At 72.3% G+C, this 21,015-nt stretch carries 18 protein-coding genes and 2 pseudogenes; 12 read left to right on the forward strand and 8 right to left on the reverse strand.

Annotated elements, in window-relative coordinates:
* Positions 1-37 precede the first annotated feature (37 nt).
* The 5 genes from R6Y94_RS19660 to R6Y94_RS19680 form a co-directional block, all read right to left on the reverse strand.
* Positions 38-856 carry a protein phosphatase 2C domain-containing protein gene (locus tag R6Y94_RS19660; RefSeq protein WP_318397505.1) on the reverse strand — a complete coding sequence of 273 codons (819 nt, stop codon included), beginning with the start codon at positions 854-856 and terminating at the stop codon, positions 38-40.
* Positions 857-952: 96 nt separating this feature from the next.
* Positions 953-1,321: an NmrA family NAD(P)-binding protein gene (locus tag R6Y94_RS45180; RefSeq protein ID WP_412102813.1), complete on the reverse strand. Its 369-nt coding sequence runs from the start codon at positions 1,319-1,321 to the stop codon at positions 953-955.
* Between the two features lie 519 nt (positions 1,322-1,840).
* The gene (locus R6Y94_RS19670; RefSeq protein WP_318397336.1) at positions 1,841-1,987 is read right to left on the reverse strand and encodes an SDR family oxidoreductase; all 147 of its coding nucleotides are present in this window, start codon (positions 1,985-1,987) and stop codon (positions 1,841-1,843) included.
* Between the two features lie 73 nt (positions 1,988-2,060).
* Positions 2,061-3,371 (reverse strand): MFS transporter, encoded by a 1,311-nt coding sequence (locus tag R6Y94_RS19675; protein ID WP_318397337.1) that lies wholly within the window; start codon positions 3,369-3,371, stop codon positions 2,061-2,063.
* Positions 3,372-3,476: 105 nt separating this feature from the next.
* Positions 3,477-3,842, reverse strand: coding sequence for a hypothetical protein (locus R6Y94_RS19680; RefSeq protein WP_318397338.1), 366 nt, complete (start codon positions 3,840-3,842; stop codon positions 3,477-3,479).
* A 226-nt stretch (positions 3,843-4,068) separates the two neighbouring features.
* Here R6Y94_RS19680 and R6Y94_RS19685 point away from each other — a divergent pair, with 226 nt between their 5' ends.
* Both R6Y94_RS19685 and R6Y94_RS19690 read left to right on the forward strand, forming a co-directional pair.
* Positions 4,069-5,640: an MFS transporter gene (locus R6Y94_RS19685; protein WP_318397339.1), complete on the forward strand. Its 1,572-nt coding sequence runs from the start codon at positions 4,069-4,071 to the stop codon at positions 5,638-5,640.
* Between the two features lie 13 nt (positions 5,641-5,653).
* The gene (locus tag R6Y94_RS19690; protein WP_318397340.1) at positions 5,654-6,262 is read left to right on the forward strand and encodes a TetR/AcrR family transcriptional regulator; all 609 of its coding nucleotides are present in this window, start codon (positions 5,654-5,656) and stop codon (positions 6,260-6,262) included.
* Positions 6,263-6,349: 87 nt separating this feature from the next.
* On the opposite strand, the gene R6Y94_RS19695 is transcribed toward R6Y94_RS19690, so the two are convergent.
* Both R6Y94_RS19695 and R6Y94_RS19700 read right to left on the reverse strand, forming a co-directional pair.
* Positions 6,350-8,302, reverse strand: a complete 1,953-nt coding sequence (locus R6Y94_RS19695) for a helix-turn-helix domain-containing protein (protein ID WP_318397341.1) — start codon at positions 8,300-8,302, stop codon at positions 6,350-6,352.
* A gap of 18 nt (positions 8,303-8,320) precedes the next feature.
* Complete coding sequence (locus tag R6Y94_RS19700) at positions 8,321-9,172, reverse strand: 3-hydroxybutyrate dehydrogenase (protein ID WP_318397342.1); 852 nt, start codon at positions 9,170-9,172, stop codon at positions 8,321-8,323.
* Positions 9,173-9,385: 213 nt separating this feature from the next.
* Between R6Y94_RS19700 and ruvC the strand changes: the two genes are divergently transcribed.
* The 10 genes and pseudogenes from ruvC to R6Y94_RS19750 all read left to right on the forward strand — a co-directional run bounded on the left by ruvC (position 9,386) and on the right by R6Y94_RS19750 (position 20,024).
* A complete protein-coding gene (ruvC, locus tag R6Y94_RS19705; RefSeq protein WP_318397343.1) occupies positions 9,386-9,994 on the forward strand; it encodes a crossover junction endodeoxyribonuclease RuvC in 609 nt (202 codons plus the stop codon).
* On the forward strand, positions 9,991-10,593 hold the full coding sequence (gene ruvA / locus R6Y94_RS19710; RefSeq protein ID WP_318397344.1) for a Holliday junction branch migration protein RuvA: 603 nt from the start codon (positions 9,991-9,993) through the stop codon (positions 10,591-10,593). Before ruvC ends, ruvA begins: the two co-directional genes overlap by 4 nt.
* Positions 10,590-10,797, forward strand: a pseudogene (locus R6Y94_RS19715) (Holliday junction branch migration DNA helicase RuvB); the annotation flags it as partial. The gene ruvA and the pseudogene R6Y94_RS19715, both read left to right, overlap by 4 nt.
* A 215-nt stretch (positions 10,798-11,012) precedes the next feature.
* Positions 11,013-11,609 (forward strand): annotated as a pseudogene (locus R6Y94_RS45185) (LAGLIDADG family homing endonuclease); the annotation flags it as partial.
* Between the two features lie 15 nt (positions 11,610-11,624).
* Positions 11,625-12,665, forward strand: coding sequence for a Holliday junction branch migration DNA helicase RuvB (gene ruvB / locus R6Y94_RS19725; protein WP_412102821.1), 1,041 nt, complete (start codon positions 11,625-11,627; stop codon positions 12,663-12,665).
* A gap of 175 nt (positions 12,666-12,840) precedes the next feature.
* Positions 12,841-13,134, forward strand: a complete 294-nt coding sequence (yajC, locus tag R6Y94_RS19730) for a preprotein translocase subunit YajC (RefSeq protein ID WP_318397345.1) — start codon at positions 12,841-12,843, stop codon at positions 13,132-13,134.
* Between the two features lie 249 nt (positions 13,135-13,383).
* Positions 13,384-15,285 (forward strand): protein translocase subunit SecD, encoded by a 1,902-nt coding sequence (gene secD, locus R6Y94_RS19735; RefSeq protein ID WP_318397346.1) that lies wholly within the window; start codon positions 13,384-13,386, stop codon positions 15,283-15,285.
* Between the two features lies 1 nt (position 15,286).
* Positions 15,287-16,516, forward strand: coding sequence for a protein translocase subunit SecF (gene secF / locus R6Y94_RS19740; protein WP_318397347.1), 1,230 nt, complete (start codon positions 15,287-15,289; stop codon positions 16,514-16,516).
* A gap of 116 nt (positions 16,517-16,632) precedes the next feature.
* Positions 16,633-17,196, forward strand: coding sequence for an adenine phosphoribosyltransferase (locus tag R6Y94_RS19745; RefSeq protein WP_318397348.1), 564 nt, complete (start codon positions 16,633-16,635; stop codon positions 17,194-17,196).
* 203 nt (positions 17,197-17,399) lie between these two features.
* Positions 17,400-20,024 (forward strand): RelA/SpoT family protein, encoded by a 2,625-nt coding sequence (locus R6Y94_RS19750; protein WP_318397507.1) that lies wholly within the window; start codon positions 17,400-17,402, stop codon positions 20,022-20,024.
* Between the two features lie 118 nt (positions 20,025-20,142).
* Here R6Y94_RS19750 and R6Y94_RS19755 read toward each other — a convergent pair whose 3' ends face one another.
* Complete coding sequence (locus R6Y94_RS19755; RefSeq protein WP_318397349.1) at positions 20,143-20,967, reverse strand: peptidylprolyl isomerase; 825 nt, start codon at positions 20,965-20,967, stop codon at positions 20,143-20,145.
* Positions 20,968-21,015 lie beyond the last annotated feature (48 nt).

Raw genomic sequence — 21,015 nt, forward strand, 5'->3', positions numbered from 1 at the left:
CTCCGCCCCGGCCACGTTCTCGCGACGGGCGCGGGGTCTACCGGCCGTCGGGGATCGGAGAGGGGCTCTCGGCGAGGTCGGTGCAGTGCGCGAGAGTGGCATCGTCGGCGGCCACCGCCTGGCGGGCCTCGGCCTGCCGGACGCGGCGGATGATCGCGGCGGGTCCGCTCGACGCGAGGATCGCCAGCACCTCCGGCCAGTCGGCGAGCTGGAACCGGTCGACGATCCGGCTGGCTCCGTTACTGAGCAGGACGGCACCGGTCAGCTCGGAGACGGGACGGCTACCGACGACCGCCTCGGCCGCCGCCCGCGGGTCGTCCTTGGCCACCCAGTAGCCGCCGGGCTGGTTGCGGTTGGCGCGCAGTACGGCGATGCCGTCGCGGCGGACCTGTTCGTACTCGGCGCTGCCCTCGGCCGCGGCGTCCAGCGCGGACCGGTACGGCCGGGCCATCGCCACCTCCCGGGGATCGGAGACGACGATCGGCGCGCCGGCTCGGTCGAGAACGAGGACCGAGTCGCCGAGCACGAGGTAGTCGGCCCGGCCGTCGCGGACGCGCAGGATCGCCACGGTCGCCCAGGGGCTGCGGGGATCAGCGAGGTCGCAGGTGCCCCGGTGGGCGTCCGTCACCCGCTCGATCGCCTCGGCCAGCAGCGCCGGTACGGGCCGGTCGCCGTCGGGCGACAGCAGACCGAGGAGTTCCACCCCCAACCGGCGGGCATACCAGGCCGGGCCGTGTCGGCAGACCAGTTCGCTGCCGGAAACCCCACCGGCACCGTCGACCAGCACGGCCGCCGTGGGTACGGCACCGACGAAGTCCTCGTTGCCGCGGCCGGCCCGGGCCGCGGCACTTGCCATCGTCACCCGCACGTCCCGCCGCCCTCCCGTCGGAGCCGTCGGCCGTCCAGTCGAACGGGCCGTGCCGAGCGGTCCATCTGAAGAAGCCACATGAGATTAGCGTCCACGAGGACGCCGGGCACACGCTGGTGGGGCGGTCTTCGTGATCGCGGAACGTTCGGTCCGCCCAGGCGTGCCGAACGCGTCGTCGGGTCGGTGAGATCGCCGCGTACCACCTCGACGCCGTCGGGGGAAGCTGGCCGACCCAGGGTCGCGGGTCAGCGCGCGTACCCGTACCCCCGTCTCGACCAACTGGGCGACCACGAGTCGGCCCACGCTGCCGGTGGCGCCGGTGACCGGGATCGTCACGGATCGTCCCTCTGTTCGGTCCGGGTCGGCGGGCACGCCGGACCGCGCGTCGTCAGGACGCGTCACGACGTGTGTTGGAGCCGGTTGATCCCGTGGCGGGGCTCGAAGAGGACTCATCTGCACCTGCCCAGTGCAGGCACGGCAAACGCGAACAACTTGTTCACGTTTGCTCTGACCTGCGGATACGTCATCGGGGACGGGTACCGGTGCTGAGGGATCGCACCTGATCCGGAGTGGTCCGGACCGCCGTCGAGGCGCCGATTCCGCAGGTGTTCCAGTCGGTGTCCAGTCCTCGTCCAGTGCTGGTGGCGACGCTGGGGTCAGGCGTACCGGAAAGGGGCGGCCCGATGACGACCTCTCGCTCGGACGGGTTCGGTGCGGCGATGGTAGCGGCGGGCCTGGTCATGGCCGGCACGCTGGTCGCCGGCCCCACCGCCACCGCCGTGACCACCGCTCGGCCGGACCGCGAGGTGGGTGGCGGGAGCGTGGGCGGGGCAGCTCGACAGGATGCGCGGCAGGAACCGTCCCCGTCCCCGTCCCCGGCCACCACCGCCGCACCGGACACTCCCGAGCCCCGGCCCGCCGGTTCGGGAACCGGGGCAGGCCGGGGTAACCCGATCGGGTGGGATGACCGGATCAGACGCTGAAGCCGCCGTCGACGTTGGTCGTCGCTCCGGTGACGTACGAGCTGTCGGCGCCGACCACCCAGGCGACGGTCGCCGCGATCTCGGCCGGCGCGGCGTATCGGCCGACGGCGGTGAGGTCGCGGATGGTCTCCGCCATCGGGCTGTCGGCCGGATCCGAGTCGGTGTCTACTTTCCATCCAGAACACTGCTCTGTACTGAAATAACCTCGCTCATGCCAACCATCGTGATCGGACACCGGGCCGTCGTCTGGCGGCGATCGGACGCCTCGTTCCGGCGTCTCCGCGTCGGCCGCGCGCGATCCGGGCGTGCAGCAGCAGCGTCCCGGCGGTGAGCAGGGCCAGCACAGCGGTGCCGAGCCCGGAGCCGAGCAGCGTGCCGGCGGCACCGAACGCGGTCACCAGTGGACCGCCGAGCGCGGCGCCGAGCGGTGTCGCGGCGGTGGTGACCGCGCCCCGGGCGGCGAGTACCGCCGGCAGGTCCGCCGGGTCGGCCGCGTTCTGGAACAGGGCGAGGCTGAACGCCGGAAACGGCCCGTAGACCAGGCCGCCGACGGCGAAGCAGGCCAGGGTGAGCCAGACCGGGGCGTCCAGGCCGAACGGCACCAGCAGCAGTCCCCAGCCGGCGATCACCGCGATGGTCACCGGCCACTGCCGGGCCCGGGTCAGCATCCCGCCGAGCAGGCCGCCGACGACCGCGCCGATCCCGAACGCCGTCCAGTAGCCGCCGAGCAGCCCGGCGGCGGCGGTCAGCTCGTCGGCGACGTACAGCGGAAGGGCGACCTCCACCGGGCCGTAGAGGAAATAGAAGACGGCGGTGACCGCGATCAGTCCGATCAGTTCCGGGCGGTGGGCGAGGATCCGGAAACCCCTGCCGGTCCGGCGGCCGTCGCCGGTCCGGCTGGCGGCGGCCGGTGGGCGCAGTCGGCCGGCCTGCACCGCCAGCAGCAGGTAGCTGAGCGCGTCGAGGCCGAGCACCAGCGCCGGGTGGACGGCGGCGACCAGCAGGCCGGCCACTGCCGGCCCGACCACGAAGGCGGCCTGCTGGCTTGTCCCGACCAGGGCGTTCGCCGGCAGCCGGCGCTCCGCCGGAAAGATCTCACTGATCAGCGTGTACGTCCCGGCGGTGCCCCACGCCGCGAGCAGCGACGAGACCGCCAGCAGGGCGATGTACCGCCCGGCGGTGAGCTGGCCGAGCAGGTGCAGTACGACCACCGCGCCCAGCGCACCGGCCCGGAGTACCGAGTTCGCCAGTACCAGGCGGCGGGCGGCGGCCCGGCTCAGCCAGCGGGCGAGCAGCAGGGCGCCGGCGGCGGCCGGCAGCGCGTACGCGGCTACGGCAGCGCCGACGACCAGCCCGGCCCGGTCCGGCGGGGCGAGCCGCAGCGCGAGCCAGGCGATCGCCACCACGCTCATCCCGTCGCCGAGGTGCGAGACCACCAGTCCGGAGAGCAGCCGCCGGAAGGCCGGCTCGGCGAGCGTGGCCCGGTAGCTGGCCGGCACCAGCCGGGTCGCACGGGTCATCCGGGCAATATCGCAGTTGAAGCCTGGTTGAGGTCAACGCGGTCTGAGGGCTGGCCGGATCGGCGAGCCGCCCGACCCGGGTGGGGCGGACGGCCCGCGACCGACTCAGACCACCTGGATGTTGGTGTCCGCCGAACACCAGAACTCGATGCTGGTGTAGGGGCTCGGCGGCGCGGTGATGTGGGCGCGGCCGGTGAAGCTGCCCTCCAGGTAGGGAAGCGGACCGCCGGAGAACCACCGCCAGTTGACCCGGATCCACGGCTGGTCCGCGACGTACCAACGGCCCTCCGGCCAGAACGGGTGGACGAACGAGGCCACCTGGTTCCACCGCCCCGCCCAGCAGCCCGCGAGTCCGGCCGTGCCGGCCCGGGCGGTCCCGGTGCCCGGTGCGGTGGCCGCCGTCCGGTCGTCCGTACCGGCGTCCTCCGCACCGGTGCGCTCGGCCGTGCCGCGCTCCGTCGCTTCGACCATCGCGGCGTGCAGGAGCGGTCGGAAAGGGCGGCGGGGTTATCCGTACAAGGCCGTACGCCCTGTCCGGGCAGCCGCGCCTGGGCCACGGCGGAGGTCGGGGTGAGGCGGGTCACATTACGATACGGAACGGTACCGTTTCGGTTTTGAGCTGACTATCGTCGGGGCGGTCAAGAAACTTCCCCGCAGCCGAATCCGGCGATGCGGGGTCTCGGGGGGACACCAAGGCATGGAGTTAACCGAAAACACCGGGCACCCGAGGCGCTGGGCCATTCTCGGCGTGCTTGTGGTCAGCCTGCTGGTGATCGTGTTGGACAACACGGTCCTGAACGTCGCGCTGCGCACCCTGGCCGACCCGGTGCACGGCCTCGGCGCCAGCCAGGGCCAACTGGAATGGTCGATCAACTCGTACACCCTGGTCTTCGCCGGGCTGCTGTTCACCTTCGGCGTGCTCGGCGACCGGTACGGGCGGAAGTGGTTCCTGCTGGTCGGCCTGGCGGTCTTCGGACTCGCCTCGCTGCTGTCGGCGTACGCGCAGAGCCCGGGTCAACTGATCGGGGCCCGCGCACTGATGGGCTTCGGGGCCGCCGCCGTGATGCCGGTGACCCTGTCGATCATTTCGAACGTCTTCGACCCCCGGGAGCGGGGCCGCGCGATTGGGGTCTGGGCCGGTGCGATCGGCCTCGGCGTGGCGATCGGCCCGGTGCTGGGCGGCCTGCTGCTGGAGAACTACTGGTGGGGGTCGGTCTTCCTGATCAACGTGCCGGTGGTGTTGATCGGGCTGGTCGCGGTCGCCATGCTGGTGCCCGACTCGCGGGACCCGAAGCCGGGCAAGATCGACGTGATCGGCGTACTGCTCTCGGTGATCGGTCTGGTCGCGCTCTCGTACGGGATCATCGACGGTGGCGAGCACGGCTTCGGCCGGCCGCTGATCTGGGTGTCGATCATCGGTGGCCTGGCCGTACTGGTCGGGTTCGTGGCCTGGGAGCGCCGAATCGAGTTCCCGTCCCTGGACGTACGGCTGTTCCGGGTACCCAGGTTCGCCGCTCCGGTCGCGGTGATCGGCCTGGTCTTCTTCGCCGCCATGGGCGTGATGTTCTTCAGCGCGTTCTACCTCCAGCTCGTCCGCGGCTACAGCCCGCTGGAGACCGGCCTGCTGATGCTGCCGTTCGCCGCCGCCCAACTGGTCTTCGCACCGCGCAGCGCCACCATGGTCAAGCGGTACGGCGGCAAGGCCGTGGCGGTGACCGGGCTGGCGCTGACCTCGGCGGCGCTGGTGGCGTTCGCCTTCGCCACCGCGACCACCCCGATCTGGGTCATCGGACTGATCTTCTTCGTCCAGGGCGTCGGGATGGCCAACATCATGCCGCCGGCCACTGAGTCGATCATGTCGGCGCTGCCTCGGGAAAAGGCCGGGGTGGGCTCGGCGGTCAGCAACACCGTCCGCCAGGTGGCCGGCGCGCTCGGCGTCGCGGTGCTCGGCTCGGTGCTCTCCGGGGTCTACCGGGACCAGATCGAGCCGGCGGCCCGCGCGCTGCCGGCGCCGGTCCGGGACGCCGCGTCCGAGTCGGTCTCCGGGGCGTACGCGGTGGCGGAGCGGCTCGGCGGCCCGGCCGGCTCGGCGGTGACCAGCGCCGCCAACGACGCCTTCGTCTCGGCGATGCACTGGGCGAGCGGGATCTCGGCGGTGGTCGCCGCCCTCGGCATCCTGGTGGTGCTCCGCTGGCTGCCCGGCCGCACGGCCGAGGAGCAGCTTCTGCCGCCGGAGCCGGTGGCGGATCCCGAACTGGTCGCCGCCTGACCAACAGGGGACAATGGTTAACGTGACCGAAACGATGGATGCTCCGCGGGCGCCAGGACGCCCGCGGAGCATCCGCGCGGACGAGGCGATCCTGGAGGCGGCGCTCGACCTGCTCGCCGAGGGCAGCAGCATCGAGACGCTGTCGATCGAGGCGATCGCCGCGCGGGCCGGCGTGGGCAAGGCGACCATCTACCGGCGCTGGACCGGCAAGGAGGCCCTGCTCCAGGACGCGCTGCGCCGGCTGAAGCCGCCACCGCCGCCACCGCCCGGCCGGTCCGTCCGCGAGGACCTGATCGCGCTGGTCGGCAACACCGGGCACAACCCGGATCCCCGGATGCGGCAGATCATGCCCTGCCTGATGCCCACGATCAGCCGCAGTCCCGAGCAGTACCGGCTCTACCAGGAGCTGGTCGAGCCGCGGCGGCGGATGATCCGCGAGGTGCTGCGCCGGGGGATCGACCTCGGCGAGTTGCGAGCCGACCTCGACGTCGAGCTCACCCTCTCGCTGGTCACCGCCCCGCTGCTGATGCAGCGGCTGCTCCGCGCCCAGCCGGAGCTGGACGAGCGCGACCTGCCGGCGCGGGTCGTCGACGCGGTTATCGCCGGCATCGCCGCCCGCTGAGGTGCCGGTCCGGTCGGCGTCCGTTCGTCGCCCGGCGGGTCCGCCGGGCGAGCCACCCGCTGGACAGCACCGCCCCGGGCGGCGTCGTCAGGATAGTTCGGGCCGGCCGTCCGCCGTGCCCTGGCCGGACGAGGCGCGCAGCCGGTGCAGCCGCAGCGCGAGCTGCACCTCCAGCGCCCGTTCGGGTTTCTGCCACTGCGGCCCCAGTAGCTGCCCGACCCGGTCCAGCCGCTGGGTCACCGTGTTGACGTGCACGTGCAGCACCTCCGCCGCCCGGGCCAGGCTGCCGCCGGCCCCGAAGTACGCCTCCAGGGTCTTCACCAGCGCGGTCCCCCGGCGGGCGTCGTAGTTCACCACCGGGCCGACGGTGTCGACCAGGAACCGGGCCACCTCCCGGTCGCCGCCGGACTCGACCGCGCCCAGCAGCAGCCCGACGAAGCCGAGTTCGGCGCTGCCGGCACCCTCGCCGGCCCGGCCCAGCGCGCGCAGCGCGGTCAGGCAGCGCTCCGCCTCCCGGGCCGCACCGGCCAGCGAGGCAGGTCCGGTCGCCGGCCCGCCCGCTCCGGCGGTGACCGGCCGGCCCAGCGCCCGGGACAGGTCCCGGACCACGGTCCGGGCCGCCGCACCGGCGGCGCCGCCCGGCAACATCAGCACCGCCCGGCCGTCCCGGGCCGCCGCCAGGCCGCCGTGGGCCGAGGCGTACGTGCTGGCCCACGAGGTGACCCGCTGCCGCACCGAGGTACTGCCGGCCATCGCGTCGTCGCCGACCGCGACGAGCACGTGTGGGGCGTCCAGGTCCACGCCGAGCCGGCGGGCCCGGCCGCGCAGCGCGGCGACGTCGAGTACCGGCCGGGCGATCAGGTCGTCGAGCAACTCGCCCCGGACCCGTCCCTCCGCCTCGGCGACCGTCTGCCGGAACAGCAGCAGCAGCGCGGTGACCAGCGCCGCCCGCTCCAGGATCCGCTGGTCGGCGTCGACCAGCTCCTCCTCCGGGCGGGAGACCAGGGCGCCGAGGTTCTCCGTACCGGCGACCACGGCGGCGTACCAGAGGTCGCCCCGGCGCACGCTGCGCCCCTCGGTACGCGACGCCACCACCGCCTCGGAAAGCGCCGCCCGCTCCGGCTCGCCGATCTCGCCGACCCGGGCCAGGGTCCGGCCCTCGGCGTCCAGCGCCAGCAGTGCCCCGCCGAGCACCTCGGTCACCGCCGCCGCCACGTCCTCCACCCCGCCGCCGCGCAGCACCAGCGAGGTCATCCGGTCGTGCGCGGCGGCGGCCCGTTCCACCGACGCGCTGTGCGCCTGGATCGTGGAGTTGGCTGCCGACAGTTCCGCCAGCGCGGCCCGGGTCTCGGCGAGCAGCCGGGCGGTGTCGATCGCCACCGCGGCGTGCGCGGCCAGGGAGAGCAGCAACGACACCTCCTCGCGGGCGAACGGTCGGGCCGACCGGTTGGCGGCGTAGAGCACCCCGATCACCCGGGAGCCGAGCCGCAGCGGCACCCCGAGGATGGCGACCAGGCCCTCCTCGCCCACCCCGGCGTCGATCTCCCCGGTGTGGTGGAACCGGGCGTCCTCCGGATAGTTCGCGGTCGCGTACGGGCTGCCGGTCTGCGCCACCAGCCCGCCGAGTCCGGCGCCCATCGGCAGCCGCAGCCCCTGGAACCGGGCCGAGATCGAACCGTCGGTGACCCGCATGTACGTGTCGCCCCGGTCGTCGTCGACCAGTGTCATGTACGCCACGTCGGTGCCGAGCAGGTGCCGGGCCCGGTGCACGATCGCCCGCAGTACGTCGTCCGAGTCGCGCAGCCCGGCGAGGTCGCTGGCGGTGTCGTACAGGCCGGAGAGTTCCGCCTCGCGGCGCCGCCGCCGTTCCAGCAGGGCGCGTACCCGCAGCGCCACCACCTTGGCCGCCTCCAGCTCGGCGAGCCGTTCGGCGGGTACCCCGGCCGCCCGGGCGGCCACCAGCGGCCCCTCGAACTCGACCGGAGCGGCCTCCCGGGCGAGGAGCTCCAGAAACTCGATCGGCGAGGACACGGGGTTCATTCTGCGGGAGACACCGGGTCAGTTCGCCGTCCAGCCCCCGTCGAGGGGGATCGAGGCGCCGGTGAGGAAGGAGGCGGCGGGGGAGCAGAGGTAGGCGACCAGTTCGGCGACCTCCTCCGGCTCGATCAACCGCTTGATCGCCGCCCGGGCCAGCATGATCCGCTCCACCACCTCGGTCTCGGCGATGCCGTGCGCACTCGCCTGCGCGGCGATCTGCCCCTCGACCAGCGGTGTCCGGACGTACGCCGGGTTGACGCAGTTGGCCGTCACGCCGTGCGCCGCCCCCTCCAGGGCGACCACCTTCGACAGCCCCTCCAGGGCGTGCTTCGCGGAGACGTACGCCGACTTGAACGGCGAGGCGAGCAGCCCGTGTACCGAGGAGATGTTGACGATCCGGCCCCACCGGCGGGCGTACATGTGCGGCAGCGCGCGCCGGACGATCAGGAAGGGTGCCGTCACCATCACCCGGTGCAGGTGGTCGAAGCGTTCCGGCGGAAACTCGTCGACCGGCGCCACGTGTTGTAGCCCGGCGTTGTTGACCACGATGTCCAGCTCGGGATCGATCCGGTCGGCGGCGCCGGGATCGGCGAGGTCCAGCGCGAGCGCCCGACCGCCGATCTCGGCGGCGACCGCCTCGGCCCGGTCGGCGTCCCGGTCCAGCACGGTCACCGTCGCGCCGGCTGCGGCGAGCCGGACGGCGCAGGCCCGGCCGATGCCGCTGGCACCGCCGGTGACCAGGGCGGTCCGCCCGGACAGGTCGAGCCGGACCACCTGCGGAAGGCTCCGATCGGCGCCGGTCGCGCCCGGCGCCCCAGCCTGCTGCTGCCGCCGTCGCGCGGCCTGGTCGTCCCGACCGGGTTCTACCGTCATGGCCGAAAAAGCTACGAGCCAACCGGGCGGCGGCACATGGGCGGCGGCCACATACTCCGGTACCGGCCTATGTGGCGGGCTGCGGCACCCGGACGGCGCCGGCCGGGCCCGGGGTCTGATGATCGGGTACGGGCGTGTCGACGTTTCCGGCTCCGGCCCAGGCCAGTAGGGTGTCGAACACACGTACGTGCTGCGGCACGGGGAGGGGGCGGCGTGCGGGTGCTGGGCGTCGACCCGGGGCTGACCCGGTGCGGGGTCGGCGTGGTCGAGGGCGTGCCCGGCCGGCCGTGCACCCTGGTGGCCTACTACGTCGTCTACACCGACCCGGCCGACGAGCTGCCGCTGCGCCTGCTGCATTTGGACACCGAGCTGACCCGGCTGGTGGCCGAGCACCAGCCGCAGAGTGTGGCGGTGGAACGCGTCTTCAGCCAGCACAACGTGCGGACGGTGATGGGCACCGCGCAGGCCAGCGCGGTGGCGGTACTGGCCGGGGCCCGGGCCGGGCTGCCGGTCCAGACGTACACCCCGAGCGAGGTCAAGGCGGCGGTCACCGGTTCGGGCCAGGCGGACAAGGCGCAGATGATGTCGATGGTCACCCGGCTGCTGCGGCTGGCCGAGCCGCCCCGGCCGGCCGACGCCGCCGACGCGCTGGCGCTGGCGATCTGCCACATCTGGCGCGGCGGCACCCGGGCGCGGATCGCGGAGGCGGCCAGCGCGGCCCGGCAGCGCACGGCGGCCGCCGCGTCCCGGGACGGCGCCCGTCCCGGTGCGCCCCGGCGGGCCGCCCGGCCGGGCGCGAAGCGACAGGGAGGAACGGGATGATCGCGAGTGTCCGGGGCGTGGTCGCCGGGCTGTCCCCGGACGGCGCGGTGATCGAGGTCGGCGGGGTGGGGCTGGCGGTGCAGTGCGCGCCGGGCACCCTGGCCGGGCTGCGGGTCGGCTCGCCCGCCCGGCTCGCCACCAGCCTGGTGGTCCGGGAGGACTCGCTGACCCTCTACGGCTTCGCGGACGACGACGAGAAGCAGCTCTTCGAGTTGCTCCAGACCGCCAGCGGGGTCGGCCCCCGGCTCGCCCAGGCGGTCCTCGCCGTGCACGCCCCCGACGTGGTACGCAAGGCGATCGCGAACGCCGACACCGGGACCCTGACCCGGGTGCCCGGGATCGGTAAGAAGGGGGCCGAGCGGCTGGTGCTGGAGTTGCGCGACCGGATCGGCCCGGTCCCGGTCGGCCCGGACGGCGCGGCGGGGGTGACCGGCGGAGCCTGGCCGGAGCAGGTGCGGCAGGCGCTGGTCGGGCTGGGCTGGACGGCATCCCAGGCCGACCAGGCGGTGGCGGCGGTGGCGGAGACGATCGACGGTGCGGCCCCGCCGGTGCCGGTGCTGTTGAAGCAGGCCATCCGACTGCTGGGCAGGACCCGATGACCGACCCCGAGGGGCTCGTCTCGGCGTACGCGGACGACGCCGAGCGGGACGCCGAGGTCACCGTACGCCCGAAGCGGCTCGCCGACTTCATCGCCCAGCACCGGGTACGTGACCAGCTCGACCTGCTGCTGCGCGGCGCGATGGGCCGGGGCAGCCCGCCGGACCATATTCTGCTCTCCGGCCCGCCTGGCTTGGGTAAGCCGGTCTCGGTCGAGGCCCTGGTGCTGCTCGCCGACGGCACCCGGCGCCGGCTGGGCGACATCGTGCCGGGCGACCGCGTGATCACCCGCACCGGGCGTCCGGCGCTGGTCGAGGCCGTGCACGAGCAGGGGGAACTCGACTGCGTGCGGATCCGGACGACCAGCGGCCGGGAGGTGGTGGCGGCTCCGGACCACCCGTTCTGGACCACGGACGGGTGGATGAAGGCCGGGGACCTGACCGACCGGGACGTGTTGGCGAACGTGTTGCGTCCCGAGCTGGCAGCCGGCGGCACCGAGTCGACCGACGAATTCCGGTTGGCCGGCTACCTGATCGGCGACGGCTGCACGTCCAACCAGGTCACCTTCACCGGAGGCGATCCGGACGTGCTAGCCGACTTCCGGTCGGTGTGCGACCGGCTCGGCCATCCGCACCAAACCCGGCCGAACAGCGCCCGCAGCTCCGTCGTCCGGATGTCGGGGCTGCGGGGTTGGCTCGCCGAGCACGGCCTGCTGGACAAGACGGCGTGGCACAAGCGGGTTCCGCCCTTCGTCTACCAGGGCGACGAGTGGCAGGTCGGCGCCTTCCTCGGGGCGTACTTCGCCTGCGACGGGTCGGTGAGCCGGCGCGGGCGCGACCGGTACGACGTGGTGGTCGAGTTCTACAGCGTCTCGCACGGACTGCTCCAGGACGTGCAGCACCTGCTGCTGCGACTCGGGGTCCAGTCCCGGCTGAAGCTCAAGCGGGGCAGCTACCAGGGGCGGCCGCACGAGTCGTGGCGGCTGAGCGTCACCAGCCAGGACGACGTCGCGCGGTTCGTCGAGCGGATCACCGTGCTCGGCGAGCGTGGCCGGCGGCTGGCGGAGTGGGCGCCCCGTCGGGACCGGTTCGAGGAGAGTCTCGCCGCCGACCGGGTCGCCTCGGTCGAGCCGGCCGGACTCCATCCGTGCCGGTGTCTCACCGTCGCCGACGACCACACCTTCACCGTCAACGATCTGGTCGTGCACAACACCACCCTGGCCAACATCGTCGCCGCCGAGCTGGGCGCGGGGATCCGGGTGACCAGCGGTCCGGCCATCGAGCGCTCCGGTGACCTCGCCGCGATCCTGACCAGCCTGGCCGAGGGCGACGTGCTCTTCATCGACGAGATCCACCGGATCGCCAAGCCGGCCGAGGAACTGCTCTACAGCGCGATGGAGGACTTCCGGGTCGACGTGGTGGTGGGCAAGGGGCCGGGCGCGACCGCGATCCCGCTGGACGTCGAGCCGTTCACCCTGGTCGGCGCGACCACCCGGTCCGGGCTGTTGACCGGCCCGATGCGGGACCGGTTCGGCTTCGTCGCGCACCTCGACTTCTACTCCGCGGACGAGCTGGACGTGCTGCTCCAGCGGTCGGCGCGGATCCTGGGGGTGCCGATCACCGAGGGCGGTTCGGCGGAGATCGCCGGCCGGTCCCGGGGTACGCCCCGGATCGCCAACCGGCTGCTCCGGCGGGTACGCGACTTCGCCGAGGTCCGGGCGGACGGGACGGTGACCCGGGAGACCGCGCGGGCGGCGCTGCGCGTCTACGATGTGGACGAGCTGGGGCTGGACCGGCTGGACCGGGCGGTGTTGATTGCGCTGGTCGACTCGTTCCGGGGCGGCCCGGTCGGGCTGTCGACCCTGGCGGTGGCGGTGGGGGAGCAGCCGGACACCGTCGAGGAGGTCTGCGAGCCCTTCCTGGTCCGGGCCGGTCTGTTGGCCCGTACGCCCCGGGGGCGGGTGGCCACCGAGGCCGCTTGGCGACACTTGGAGCGCAATCCGCCAAATGGTACATTTGGTTCGAGTGGGCCCGCGGTGCCCGACCTCTTCTCCGCGGGGTCCCAGGAGGTGTGATTCGTTCGTGATCTGTGCCGCATTCGGTGTTCTCAGGTGCAGCGACTAGACTCGCCGCGGTTTGTACAGGACGTGAGTTCCTGCCTCCGCTCCGGCATGCGCGTGCCGCGACGAGGCCGATGGGAAGGTCGTAACAGTGCCTTTGGCAGCAGCGAGCGGCGGAGCCGGGAGTTTCATGCCGCTCCTCATGATTGTCCTGCTCTTCGTCGTCATGTACTTCATGATGATCCGGCCGCAGCAGAAGCGGCGCCGCGAGGCCGAGCAGATGCAGTCCTCGATCGGCCCCGGCGACGAGGTGGTCACCATCGGCGGGCTCTACGGCACCGTCACCAGCGTGGACGACGAGACCGTGATGCTCGAGGTGGCGCCCGGCGTGCAGACGCGGTACGCGCGGCCGGCGATCGCCCGGGTCGTCAAGAACGCGGAGCGGGTCGAGTCGGTGCCGGAAGAGGTCGACGCGAAGGAATGAACCTTTTCCAACCTCCCCCTGCGGTCCGGCGGACCGCAGGGTCGGACGAGGTGCGTGAGCGCCGCGCGGTTCAGGTTGAAAAGGTTCAACGACCGACCCCGCCCGACGGGGCAGGTTTGGCATCGAAGATAATAGATCGACGGGCCGGTGGGACCCCCACCGGTGCGGTACGCATGTCGCCGGACTCCGCCGGCCTCCGACCCGCCGCCCACCACTAGCGGCCGAACCGCGCAGGGAGACAGGAAAGCCGTGGCACCACCTCAGGGACAGATGCGACCCGGGCGGCAGCTGGCCGTGCTCGGGTTGATCTTCACCGTCCTCTACCTTCTGGTGTTCTTCGCCGCCGGGGCCAAGGGCAGCTGGATGGACCGGCTTGAGCCGAAGCTCGGCCTGGATCTCGTCGGCGGCACCCGGATGACCCTGGAAGCGGCCACCGAGGCCGGCGAGGCGCCCCCCGCCAGCTCCCTGGAGAGGGCCCGGCAGATCATCCAGGCCCGGGTGGACGGCCGTGGCGTCGCCGAGGCCGAGGTGGTCACCGAGGGCAACCGCAACATCGTGATCTCGGTTCCGGGTCAGAACGCCGACCTCAACGACGTCGGCACCCCGGCCGAGCTGCGGTTCCGCAAGGTGCTCAAGACCGTCGACGGTGGCGGTCCGGTCAACGCCGCGCCGACGGCCAGCCCGGCCCCGTCCGGCAGCCCGACTCCCTCCGGCAGCGCCAGCCCGTCCGGCAGCCCGTCTCCGGCGGTGACCTCGTCGCCGGGTGCCGGCGGTGGACAGGGCGGCGGCGCTCCGGCCCCCACGCCCACGCCGAGCGGCAGTGCCTCGCCGGCACCGAGCGCCTCGGCCAGCGCCGCCCCGGCGGCTCCGGCCGACCAGACCCTGGAGCAGCAGCGCGCGGCGGTGGAGCAGAAGGTCGGCGCCGAGGCATGGGCCGCCGCCACCGCGCTCCAGGCACCGGCGGACTTCAGCGCGGACCCGGCGCTCGCCGAGAAGCTCAAGCCGTTCGCCGACCTGACTCCGCAGGAGATCCGGGTCCTGCCGGCCAGCATCCAGTTCAACGTACCGACCATCACCTGCGAGAAGCTCGACCAGCGGCCGCCCGGCTCGATCAAGGAGTCGAGCGAGCAGGTGGTCGCCTGCGAGAGTGGCCAGCAGAAGAACCTGCTGGACGTCGCCAAGGTGGAGGGGACCGACGTCGAGGACGCCGACGGGGTGCTCGACCAGACCACCAGCCAGTACGTGGTCAGCCTGGACTTCACCGGCGACGGCCAGAGCAAGTGGACCAACCTGACCCGCGAGGCGTACAACAACACCGACAGCCAGTGCGACCAGGCGGCCCTGGGCGACGAGGGCCGGTGCCGGGTGGCGGTGGTGCTGGACAACCAGATCATCTCCTCGCCGGAGATCCAGGGAGTGCTGACCGGTGACTCCCAGATCACCGGCAGCTTCAACAACGCCAGCGCGAACGAGCTGGCCAGCCAGCTCCGCTACGGTGCCCTGCCGCTGACGTTCCAGCCGCAGGAGGCGCAGAACATCACCGCCACGCTCGGCACCGAGCACCTGCGGGCCGGCCTGCTGGCCGCCGGCATCGGCATGCTCCTGGTGATCATCTACGCCTTCTTCTACTACCGGCTGCTCGGCTCGGTGATCTTCCTCAGCCTGATCCTCTCGGCCGTCCTGGTCTTCGGCGCGCTGGTGGTGCTCGGCCGGCAGATCGGCTTCACCCTGACCCTGGCCGGAATCGCCGGTTTCATCGTCTCGCTGGGTGTCGCCGCCGACTCCTTCGTCATCTACTTCGAACGTCTGAAAGACGAGATCCGGGAGGGGCGCAGCCCGCGCAGCGCGGTACCCCGCGCCTGGGCCCGGGCCCGGCGGACGATCATCTCGGCGAACGCCATCTCGATCATGGCCGCCGTGGTGCTCTACCTCGTCTCGGTCGGCACGGTGCAGGGCTTCGCCTTCGCGCTGGGCCTGGCCACCATCCTCGACCTGGTGGTCGTCTTCCTGTTCCGGCATCCGATCATGACGATGTTCGCGCGTACTCCGGCATTCCTGTCGCCGCGGGTCAGCGGGCTGGGCCGGGCGTTGCATACCGGGGACGACGACGAGGCGCCGACGACCGGCAAGACCCGCGTGAAGGAGGCCTGAGATGAGCAGGAGTGGGCTCGCCAGCCGCTTGTACCGCGGTGAGGCCGGTCTCGCGATCGTCCCCCGCCGCAAGCTGTGGTTCAGCATCTGCGGTGGCCTGGTCTTGTTGACCTTGCTGAGCTTCGTGATCCAGGGTTTCACCCTCGGCATCGAGTTCAGGGGCGGCAACGAGTTCCAGGTGCCGACCTCGGTCGGCACCATGCAGCGGGCCGAGGAGGCGGTGCACAACGCGCTCGCCGACGAGTCGACCCCGGACGGGCCGGCCGAGGTGGTCTCCAGCCAGCAGGTCGGCAACGGAGCCAACGCCACCTACCTGTTCCGGACCTCGCCGCTCGAACAGCAGCAGGCCACCGACGTACGGACGGCGGTCGCGCAGGAGCTGGGCATCCCGGTCAACGACATCAGCGACAACCGGGTCAGCGCGGCCTGGGGTGCCCAGATCACCCAGCGGGCGCTGATCGGTCTGGTGATCTTCCTCGTGCTGGTCACCGGCTACCTGGTGCTCCGGTTCGAGCTGCGGATGGCGATCGCGGCGGTCTCCGGTCTCGCCCTCGACCTGCTGCTCACCGCCGGCATCTACTCGGCGGTCGGCTTCGAGGTGACCCCGTCGACCGTCGTCGGCTTCCTCACCATCCTCGGTTTCGCGCTCTACGACACCGTGGTGGTCTTCGACAAGATCCAGGAGAACACCCGGGGCATCACCGGTGGCAGCAGCCAGACGTACCCCGAGGCGGCCAACCTGGCCCTCAACCAGACGCTGATGCGGTCGATCAACACCTCGGTGGTCGCCCTGCTGCCGGTCGGTGGCCTGCTCTTCATCGGTGCCGGACTGCTCGGCGCCGGCACGCTGAAGGACCTCGGCCTGGTGCTCTTCGTCGGTATGGGCGCCGCGTTCTTCTCGTCGATCTTCTTCTCCACGCCGCTGCTGGTGTCGCTGAAGGAGCGGGAGCCGCGGATCCGGCAGCACACCCAGCGGGTGCTGGCCCGCCGGGCCGGTGGTGGCCGGGACGGCTCCGCCACGCGCCGTCCCGCCCGGCAGCCCGGCCAGGCCCGGCCGGCCGCGGAGCGGCCGGCCGACCAGCCGGCCGAGGAGGCTCCGGTGCCGGCGGCCGAGGCGACCGCGCTGGCCGGGTCGGCGCCGAAGGTCGGCTCCCGGCCGTCGGGCAAGCGCTCCGGTGGCGCCCGAGGCGGTCGCTCCGGCGGCAACCGGCCCGGTGGCAAGCGGCGCTGAGCCGGACAAGCGGCACTGAGCCGACAAGCGGCACTGAGCCGGACGAACGGATCGAAAGGCGCCCGACGCGCCGCCCAGGCGGCGGGTCGGGCGCCTTCGCCTGGAGAGGACGCAGTGTGACGGAGACCCCGACCGAGGTACGCGGCGACAGCGGCCCGGTCACCGCGCAGTTGGTGGCCAGCCGGGTACTGGACGTGCCCGACTTCCCGAAACCCGGCATCGTGTTCAAGGACCTGATGCCGTTGTTCGCCGACGGCGCCGCGTTCCGGGCGGTGATCGACGACATCGTCGACCACCACGGGCGGAACTCGTTCGACGTGGTGGTCGGGATCGAGGCGCGCGGCTTCGTGGTGGCCGCCGCGATCGCGTACGCCACCGGAGTCGGGGTGGTGCCGGTGCGCAAGGCCGGCAAGCTGCCCCGGGCCGCGTACGCCGCCTCGTACGCCCTGGAGTACGGCGAGGCCACCCTGGAGGTGCACCAGGACGCGTTCACCGCCGGACACCGGGTCCTGGTGGTCGACGACGTACTCGCCACCGGCGGGACGGCGCAGGCCACCCTGGACCTGGTCGAGCGGGCCGGCGGCACGGTGGCCGGGTTCAGCGTGCTGATGGAGCTGGGCTTTCTGAACGGTCGCGAGCGGCTCGCGCCCCGGTCGGTTCATGCCCTCTTGACCGTTTAACCCCCCGGTGACCGGTCGGCCGCGCCGTACGTCCGGAGGACGGTCACCAGGTTGTCCGGGCGGGTACGATTGCCCTTCGTGGCTGGCCCGGGCGACATGCCCGTGACTGGCGTAGGACCGGCTCGACCGGCTACGGTCGGGTCATTCCCGGCGAAGTGTTGAGGAGGCCGGTGTCTTCCGATGTCGCCCCTCCGGCGGAGGGCATGGTGCATCCCACCAACGAGGCTGATACTCCTGCCGACGTTACGACCAGCGCCGGTGGTGCCCAGTCTCCGGCCGGCGGACCCACTCGTCCTGGTGGGCCCTCCGGGCCCGTGGAGCCGACGGCCGCCGTCGAGCAGGCTCAGACCGGCCCCGGCCGGGCCGGTGGGGTGACGGGACCGCTCGTGGCCCGGCCGGCCGCCGGCAACCAGACCGATGCCGCCGCTCCGGCTGCCGGACCGCTCACCGGTCCCACCGTCGTTCCGGCCGTGCCGGCTGGCGTCGGTGCCACCGTCGGGGCTGGCGCGGCCGCCGAGTTCGCCGGAATGGCGGGCGGGGCTCCGCAGCCGCCCGCGACGAGCTTCGCCCTGGCCAACGCGCCGACCGGGCGCCGGGTCCGGGCCCGGCTGGCCCGGTTCAACGCGCCCTGGCAGACCCCGCAGGTGAGCGAGGTGCTGGAGCCGCTGATCGCGACACACCGCGCGTCGCACCCCAAGGCGGACGCGCGGCTGCTGCAACGCGCCTTCGACATGGCCGCCCGGTGGCACTCCGGGCAGTACCGCAAGTCCGGTGACCCCTACATCACCCACCCGCTGGCGGTCGCCACCATCCTGGCCAACCTCGGGATGGACACCACCACCCTGGTCGCCGCGCTGCTGCACGACACCATCGAGGACACCGACTACGGGCTCGACCAGATGCGCGCCGACTTCGGCGCCGAGGTCGCCCTGCTGGTCGACGGCGTCACCAAGCTGGACAAGGTCAAGCTGGGTGACGCGGCCAAGGCGGAGACGATCCGCAAGATGGTCGTGGCGATGGCCAAGGACCCCCGGGTACTGGTCATCAAGCTCGCCGACCGGTTGCACAACATGCGTACCCTGACCTTCCTGCCTCCTGCCAAGCGGGAGCAGAAGGCCAAGGAGACGCTGGAGATCCTGGCGCCGCTGGCGCACCGGCTCGGTATGAACACCATCAAGTGGGAGCTGGAGGACCTGGCCTTCGCCAACCTCTTCCCCAAGCGCTACGAGGAGATCAACCGGCTGATCGGGGAGCACCAGCCGCAGCGTGAGGCGCTGCTGCGGCAGGTGACCCAGAAGGTGCAGGTCGACCTCCGCTCCGCCAAGATCAAGGCGGAGACCACCGGTCGGCCGAAGCACCTCTACTCGATCTACCAGAAGATGATCGTCCGGGGTCGGGACTTCAACGACATCTACGACCTGGTCGGCGTGCGGATTCTGGTCGACACCGTGCGGGACTGCTACGCGGCCCTCGGTGTGATCCACGCGAACTGGCAGCCCGTACCGGGCCGGTTCAAGGACTACATCGCGATGCCGAAGTTCAACATGTACCAGTCGTTGCACACCACGGTGATCGGGCCTTCCGGCAAGCCGGTGGAGATGCAGATCCGCACGTACGCGATGCACCGTACGGCCGAGTTCGGCATCGCCGCGCACTGGAAGTACAAGGAGAAGAAGGGCGAGACGATCGTCGGCCCGCCGGCCCACATCGACGAGATGACGTGGCTGCGGCAGTTGCTGGACTGGCAGCGCGAGGCGGCCGATCCGAGCGAGTTCCTCGACGCGCTCCGCTTCGACCTGTCCAGCCAGGAGGTCTACGTCTTCACGCCGAAGGGCGACGTGATCCCGCTGCCGACCGCGTCGACGCCGGTGGACTTCGCGTACGCGGTGCACACCGAGGTCGGGCACAAGTGCATCGGTGCGCGGGTGAACGGCAAGCTGGTGCCGCTGGAGTCGACGCTCTCCAACGGCGACGTGATCGAGATCTTCACCTCGAAGTCCGACACCGCCGGCCCGACCCAGGACTGGCTGGGCTTCGTCAAGAGCCCACGGGCCCGGACGAAGATCCGGCAGTACTTCAACAAGGAGCGCCGCGAGGAGGCGATCGAGGCCGGCAAGGACGCGATCGTCAAGGCGATGCGTAAGCAGGGCATGCCGTTGCAGCGGATGCTGACCACGGACAACCTGATGACCATCGCCCGGGACCTGCACCTCGCCGACGTCGCCTCGCTCTACGCCGCGGTCGGCGACAGCCAGGTCTCGGCGCAGTCGGTGGTGCAGAAGTTGATGGCCGGCTACGGCGGTGAGGAGGGGGCCGCCGAGGACCTCGCCGAGACCGCGGTCGCCACCCGCCCGCAGCGCCGGGGCAACAGCAACGACCCGGGCGTGGTGGTCCGGGGGGTCAGCGACGTCTGGATCAAGCTGGCCCGCTGCTGCACTCCGGTGCCGCCGGACACGGTCTTCGGCTTCGTGACCCGCTCCGGCGGGGTGAGCGTGCACCGGGACGACTGCGCGAACGCCGAGGACCTCAGGGCGCAGACCGAGCGCGTCGTCGAGGTGAGCTGGCGGCTGACCTCGGCCTCGACGTTCCTGGTGGCGATCCAGGTCGAGGCACTCGACCGGCACAAGCTGCTCGCCGACGTGACCCGGGTGCTCTCCGACGAGCGGGTCAACATCCTCTCCGCGACCGTGACCACCACCCGGGACCGGGTGGCGGTCAGCCGGTTCAGCTTCGAGATGGCCGACCCCAAGCACCTGGGGCACCTGCTCGCCGCCGTGCGCAAGGTGGACGGCGTCTTCGACGCCTACCGGGTCACCTCGGGCGCCTGAGCCGTCCCGGAGGCCGGTAGGCGGGCCGACGCCGCACGCACCCTCACGAACGACAAGAACGGCGCCGCGCCACCCCTCGACGGGGCGGCGCGGCGCCGTGGTGACTACCGGGCCGGTCTCAGCCGACCGGGGCGCTCATGGTCAGCGACTTGATCAGGACTTCCTTCTTCGGGTGGCCGCCACCGGCCTGCTGTGCGAAGGCGCCGTCGTCACCGGCCGCGCCGACCTGGGCGACCAGGTCCAGACCGCCGGTGACGGTGCCGAGCACGGTGTACGAGGCGGGGAGCTGCGAGTCGCCGTACACGATGAAGAACTGGCTGCCGGTGCTGGCGGGTCCCGCGTTCGCCATCGCGATCACCCCGGCCGGGTACGGCGGCCGCTTGTCCGTCGGCAGGTTCTCCTCGGCGAACCGGTAGGTCGGCCCGCCGGTGCCGTCGGTCTCTTTCCACTTGTCGCCGGTGACGCTCGGGTCGCCGCACTGGAGCACCTGGAGGCCCTGGGTGACCAGCCGGTGGCACTTGGTGTTGTCGAAGAACTTCTTCTCGGCGAGGTGGGTGAAGCTGGCGGCGGTGCAGGGCACGTCGGCAAGGTTGATCTTGGCGGTGATCGGACCGAGGTTGGTGTCGATCGTCATCGTCTGGCTGCCGGTGTTCTTCACCGAGGTCGGCGGCAGCCCGACGTCCTTGGTCGCCGCGTTGCGCTGCTCGGCCGGGATGTCGGTCCAGGCGCAGGTGGCCGCGCCCGCCTCGGTCGAGGCGTCCTTGTCGTCGCCGAGGCTCATCACCAGCCACACCGAGCCGGCGACCACCAACAGCAACGCCACCCCCGCGCCGATGCTGGCCTGCACTTGCCGGCGCTTGCGGGCGGCGGCGGCGCGCTCGGCCATCTCCCGTTCCAGCTTGGCCCGCGCCGCGGCGCGCTGCCGCTCTCTGGTGGACGTCACGGTGGCTCCTCCTGGACTATGTGCAGCGCGGCCGGGTCCGCGGCTGGG

This window comes from Plantactinospora sp. KLBMP9567 (assembly GCF_033446045.1).
Taxonomy (GTDB): Bacteria; Actinomycetota; Actinomycetes; order Mycobacteriales; family Micromonosporaceae; genus Plantactinospora.

Excerpts from the sequence above, each read along its gene's own strand:
- R6Y94_RS19660 (WP_318397505.1), bottom strand. The coding sequence starts at position 856 with ATGGCAAGTGCCGCGGCCCGGGCCGGCCGCGGCAACGAGGACTTCGTC.
- R6Y94_RS45180 (WP_412102813.1), bottom strand. The coding sequence starts at position 1,321 with ATGAGTCCTCTTCGAGCCCCGCCACGGGATCAACCGGCTCCAACACAC.
- R6Y94_RS19670 (WP_318397336.1), bottom strand. The coding sequence starts at position 1,987 with ATGGCGGAGACCATCCGCGACCTCACCGCCGTCGGCCGATACGCCGCG.
- R6Y94_RS19675 (WP_318397337.1), bottom strand. The coding sequence starts at position 3,371 with ATGACCCGTGCGACCCGGCTGGTGCCGGCCAGCTACCGGGCCACGCTC.
- R6Y94_RS19680 (WP_318397338.1), bottom strand. The coding sequence starts at position 3,842 with ATGGTCGAAGCGACGGAGCGCGGCACGGCCGAGCGCACCGGTGCGGAG.
- R6Y94_RS19685 (WP_318397339.1), top strand. The coding sequence starts at position 4,069 with ATGGAGTTAACCGAAAACACCGGGCACCCGAGGCGCTGGGCCATTCTC.
- R6Y94_RS19690 (WP_318397340.1), top strand. The coding sequence starts at position 5,654 with ATGGTTAACGTGACCGAAACGATGGATGCTCCGCGGGCGCCAGGACGC.
- R6Y94_RS19695 (WP_318397341.1), bottom strand. The coding sequence starts at position 8,302 with ATGAACCCCGTGTCCTCGCCGATCGAGTTTCTGGAGCTCCTCGCCCGG.
- R6Y94_RS19700 (WP_318397342.1), bottom strand. The coding sequence starts at position 9,172 with ATGACGGTAGAACCCGGTCGGGACGACCAGGCCGCGCGACGGCGGCAG.
- ruvA (WP_318397344.1), top strand. The coding sequence starts at position 9,991 with ATGATCGCGAGTGTCCGGGGCGTGGTCGCCGGGCTGTCCCCGGACGGC.
- yajC (WP_318397345.1), top strand. The coding sequence starts at position 12,841 with ATGCCGCTCCTCATGATTGTCCTGCTCTTCGTCGTCATGTACTTCATG.
- secF (WP_318397347.1), top strand. The coding sequence starts at position 15,287 with ATGAGCAGGAGTGGGCTCGCCAGCCGCTTGTACCGCGGTGAGGCCGGT.
- R6Y94_RS19750 (WP_318397507.1), top strand. The coding sequence starts at position 17,400 with ATGGTGCATCCCACCAACGAGGCTGATACTCCTGCCGACGTTACGACC.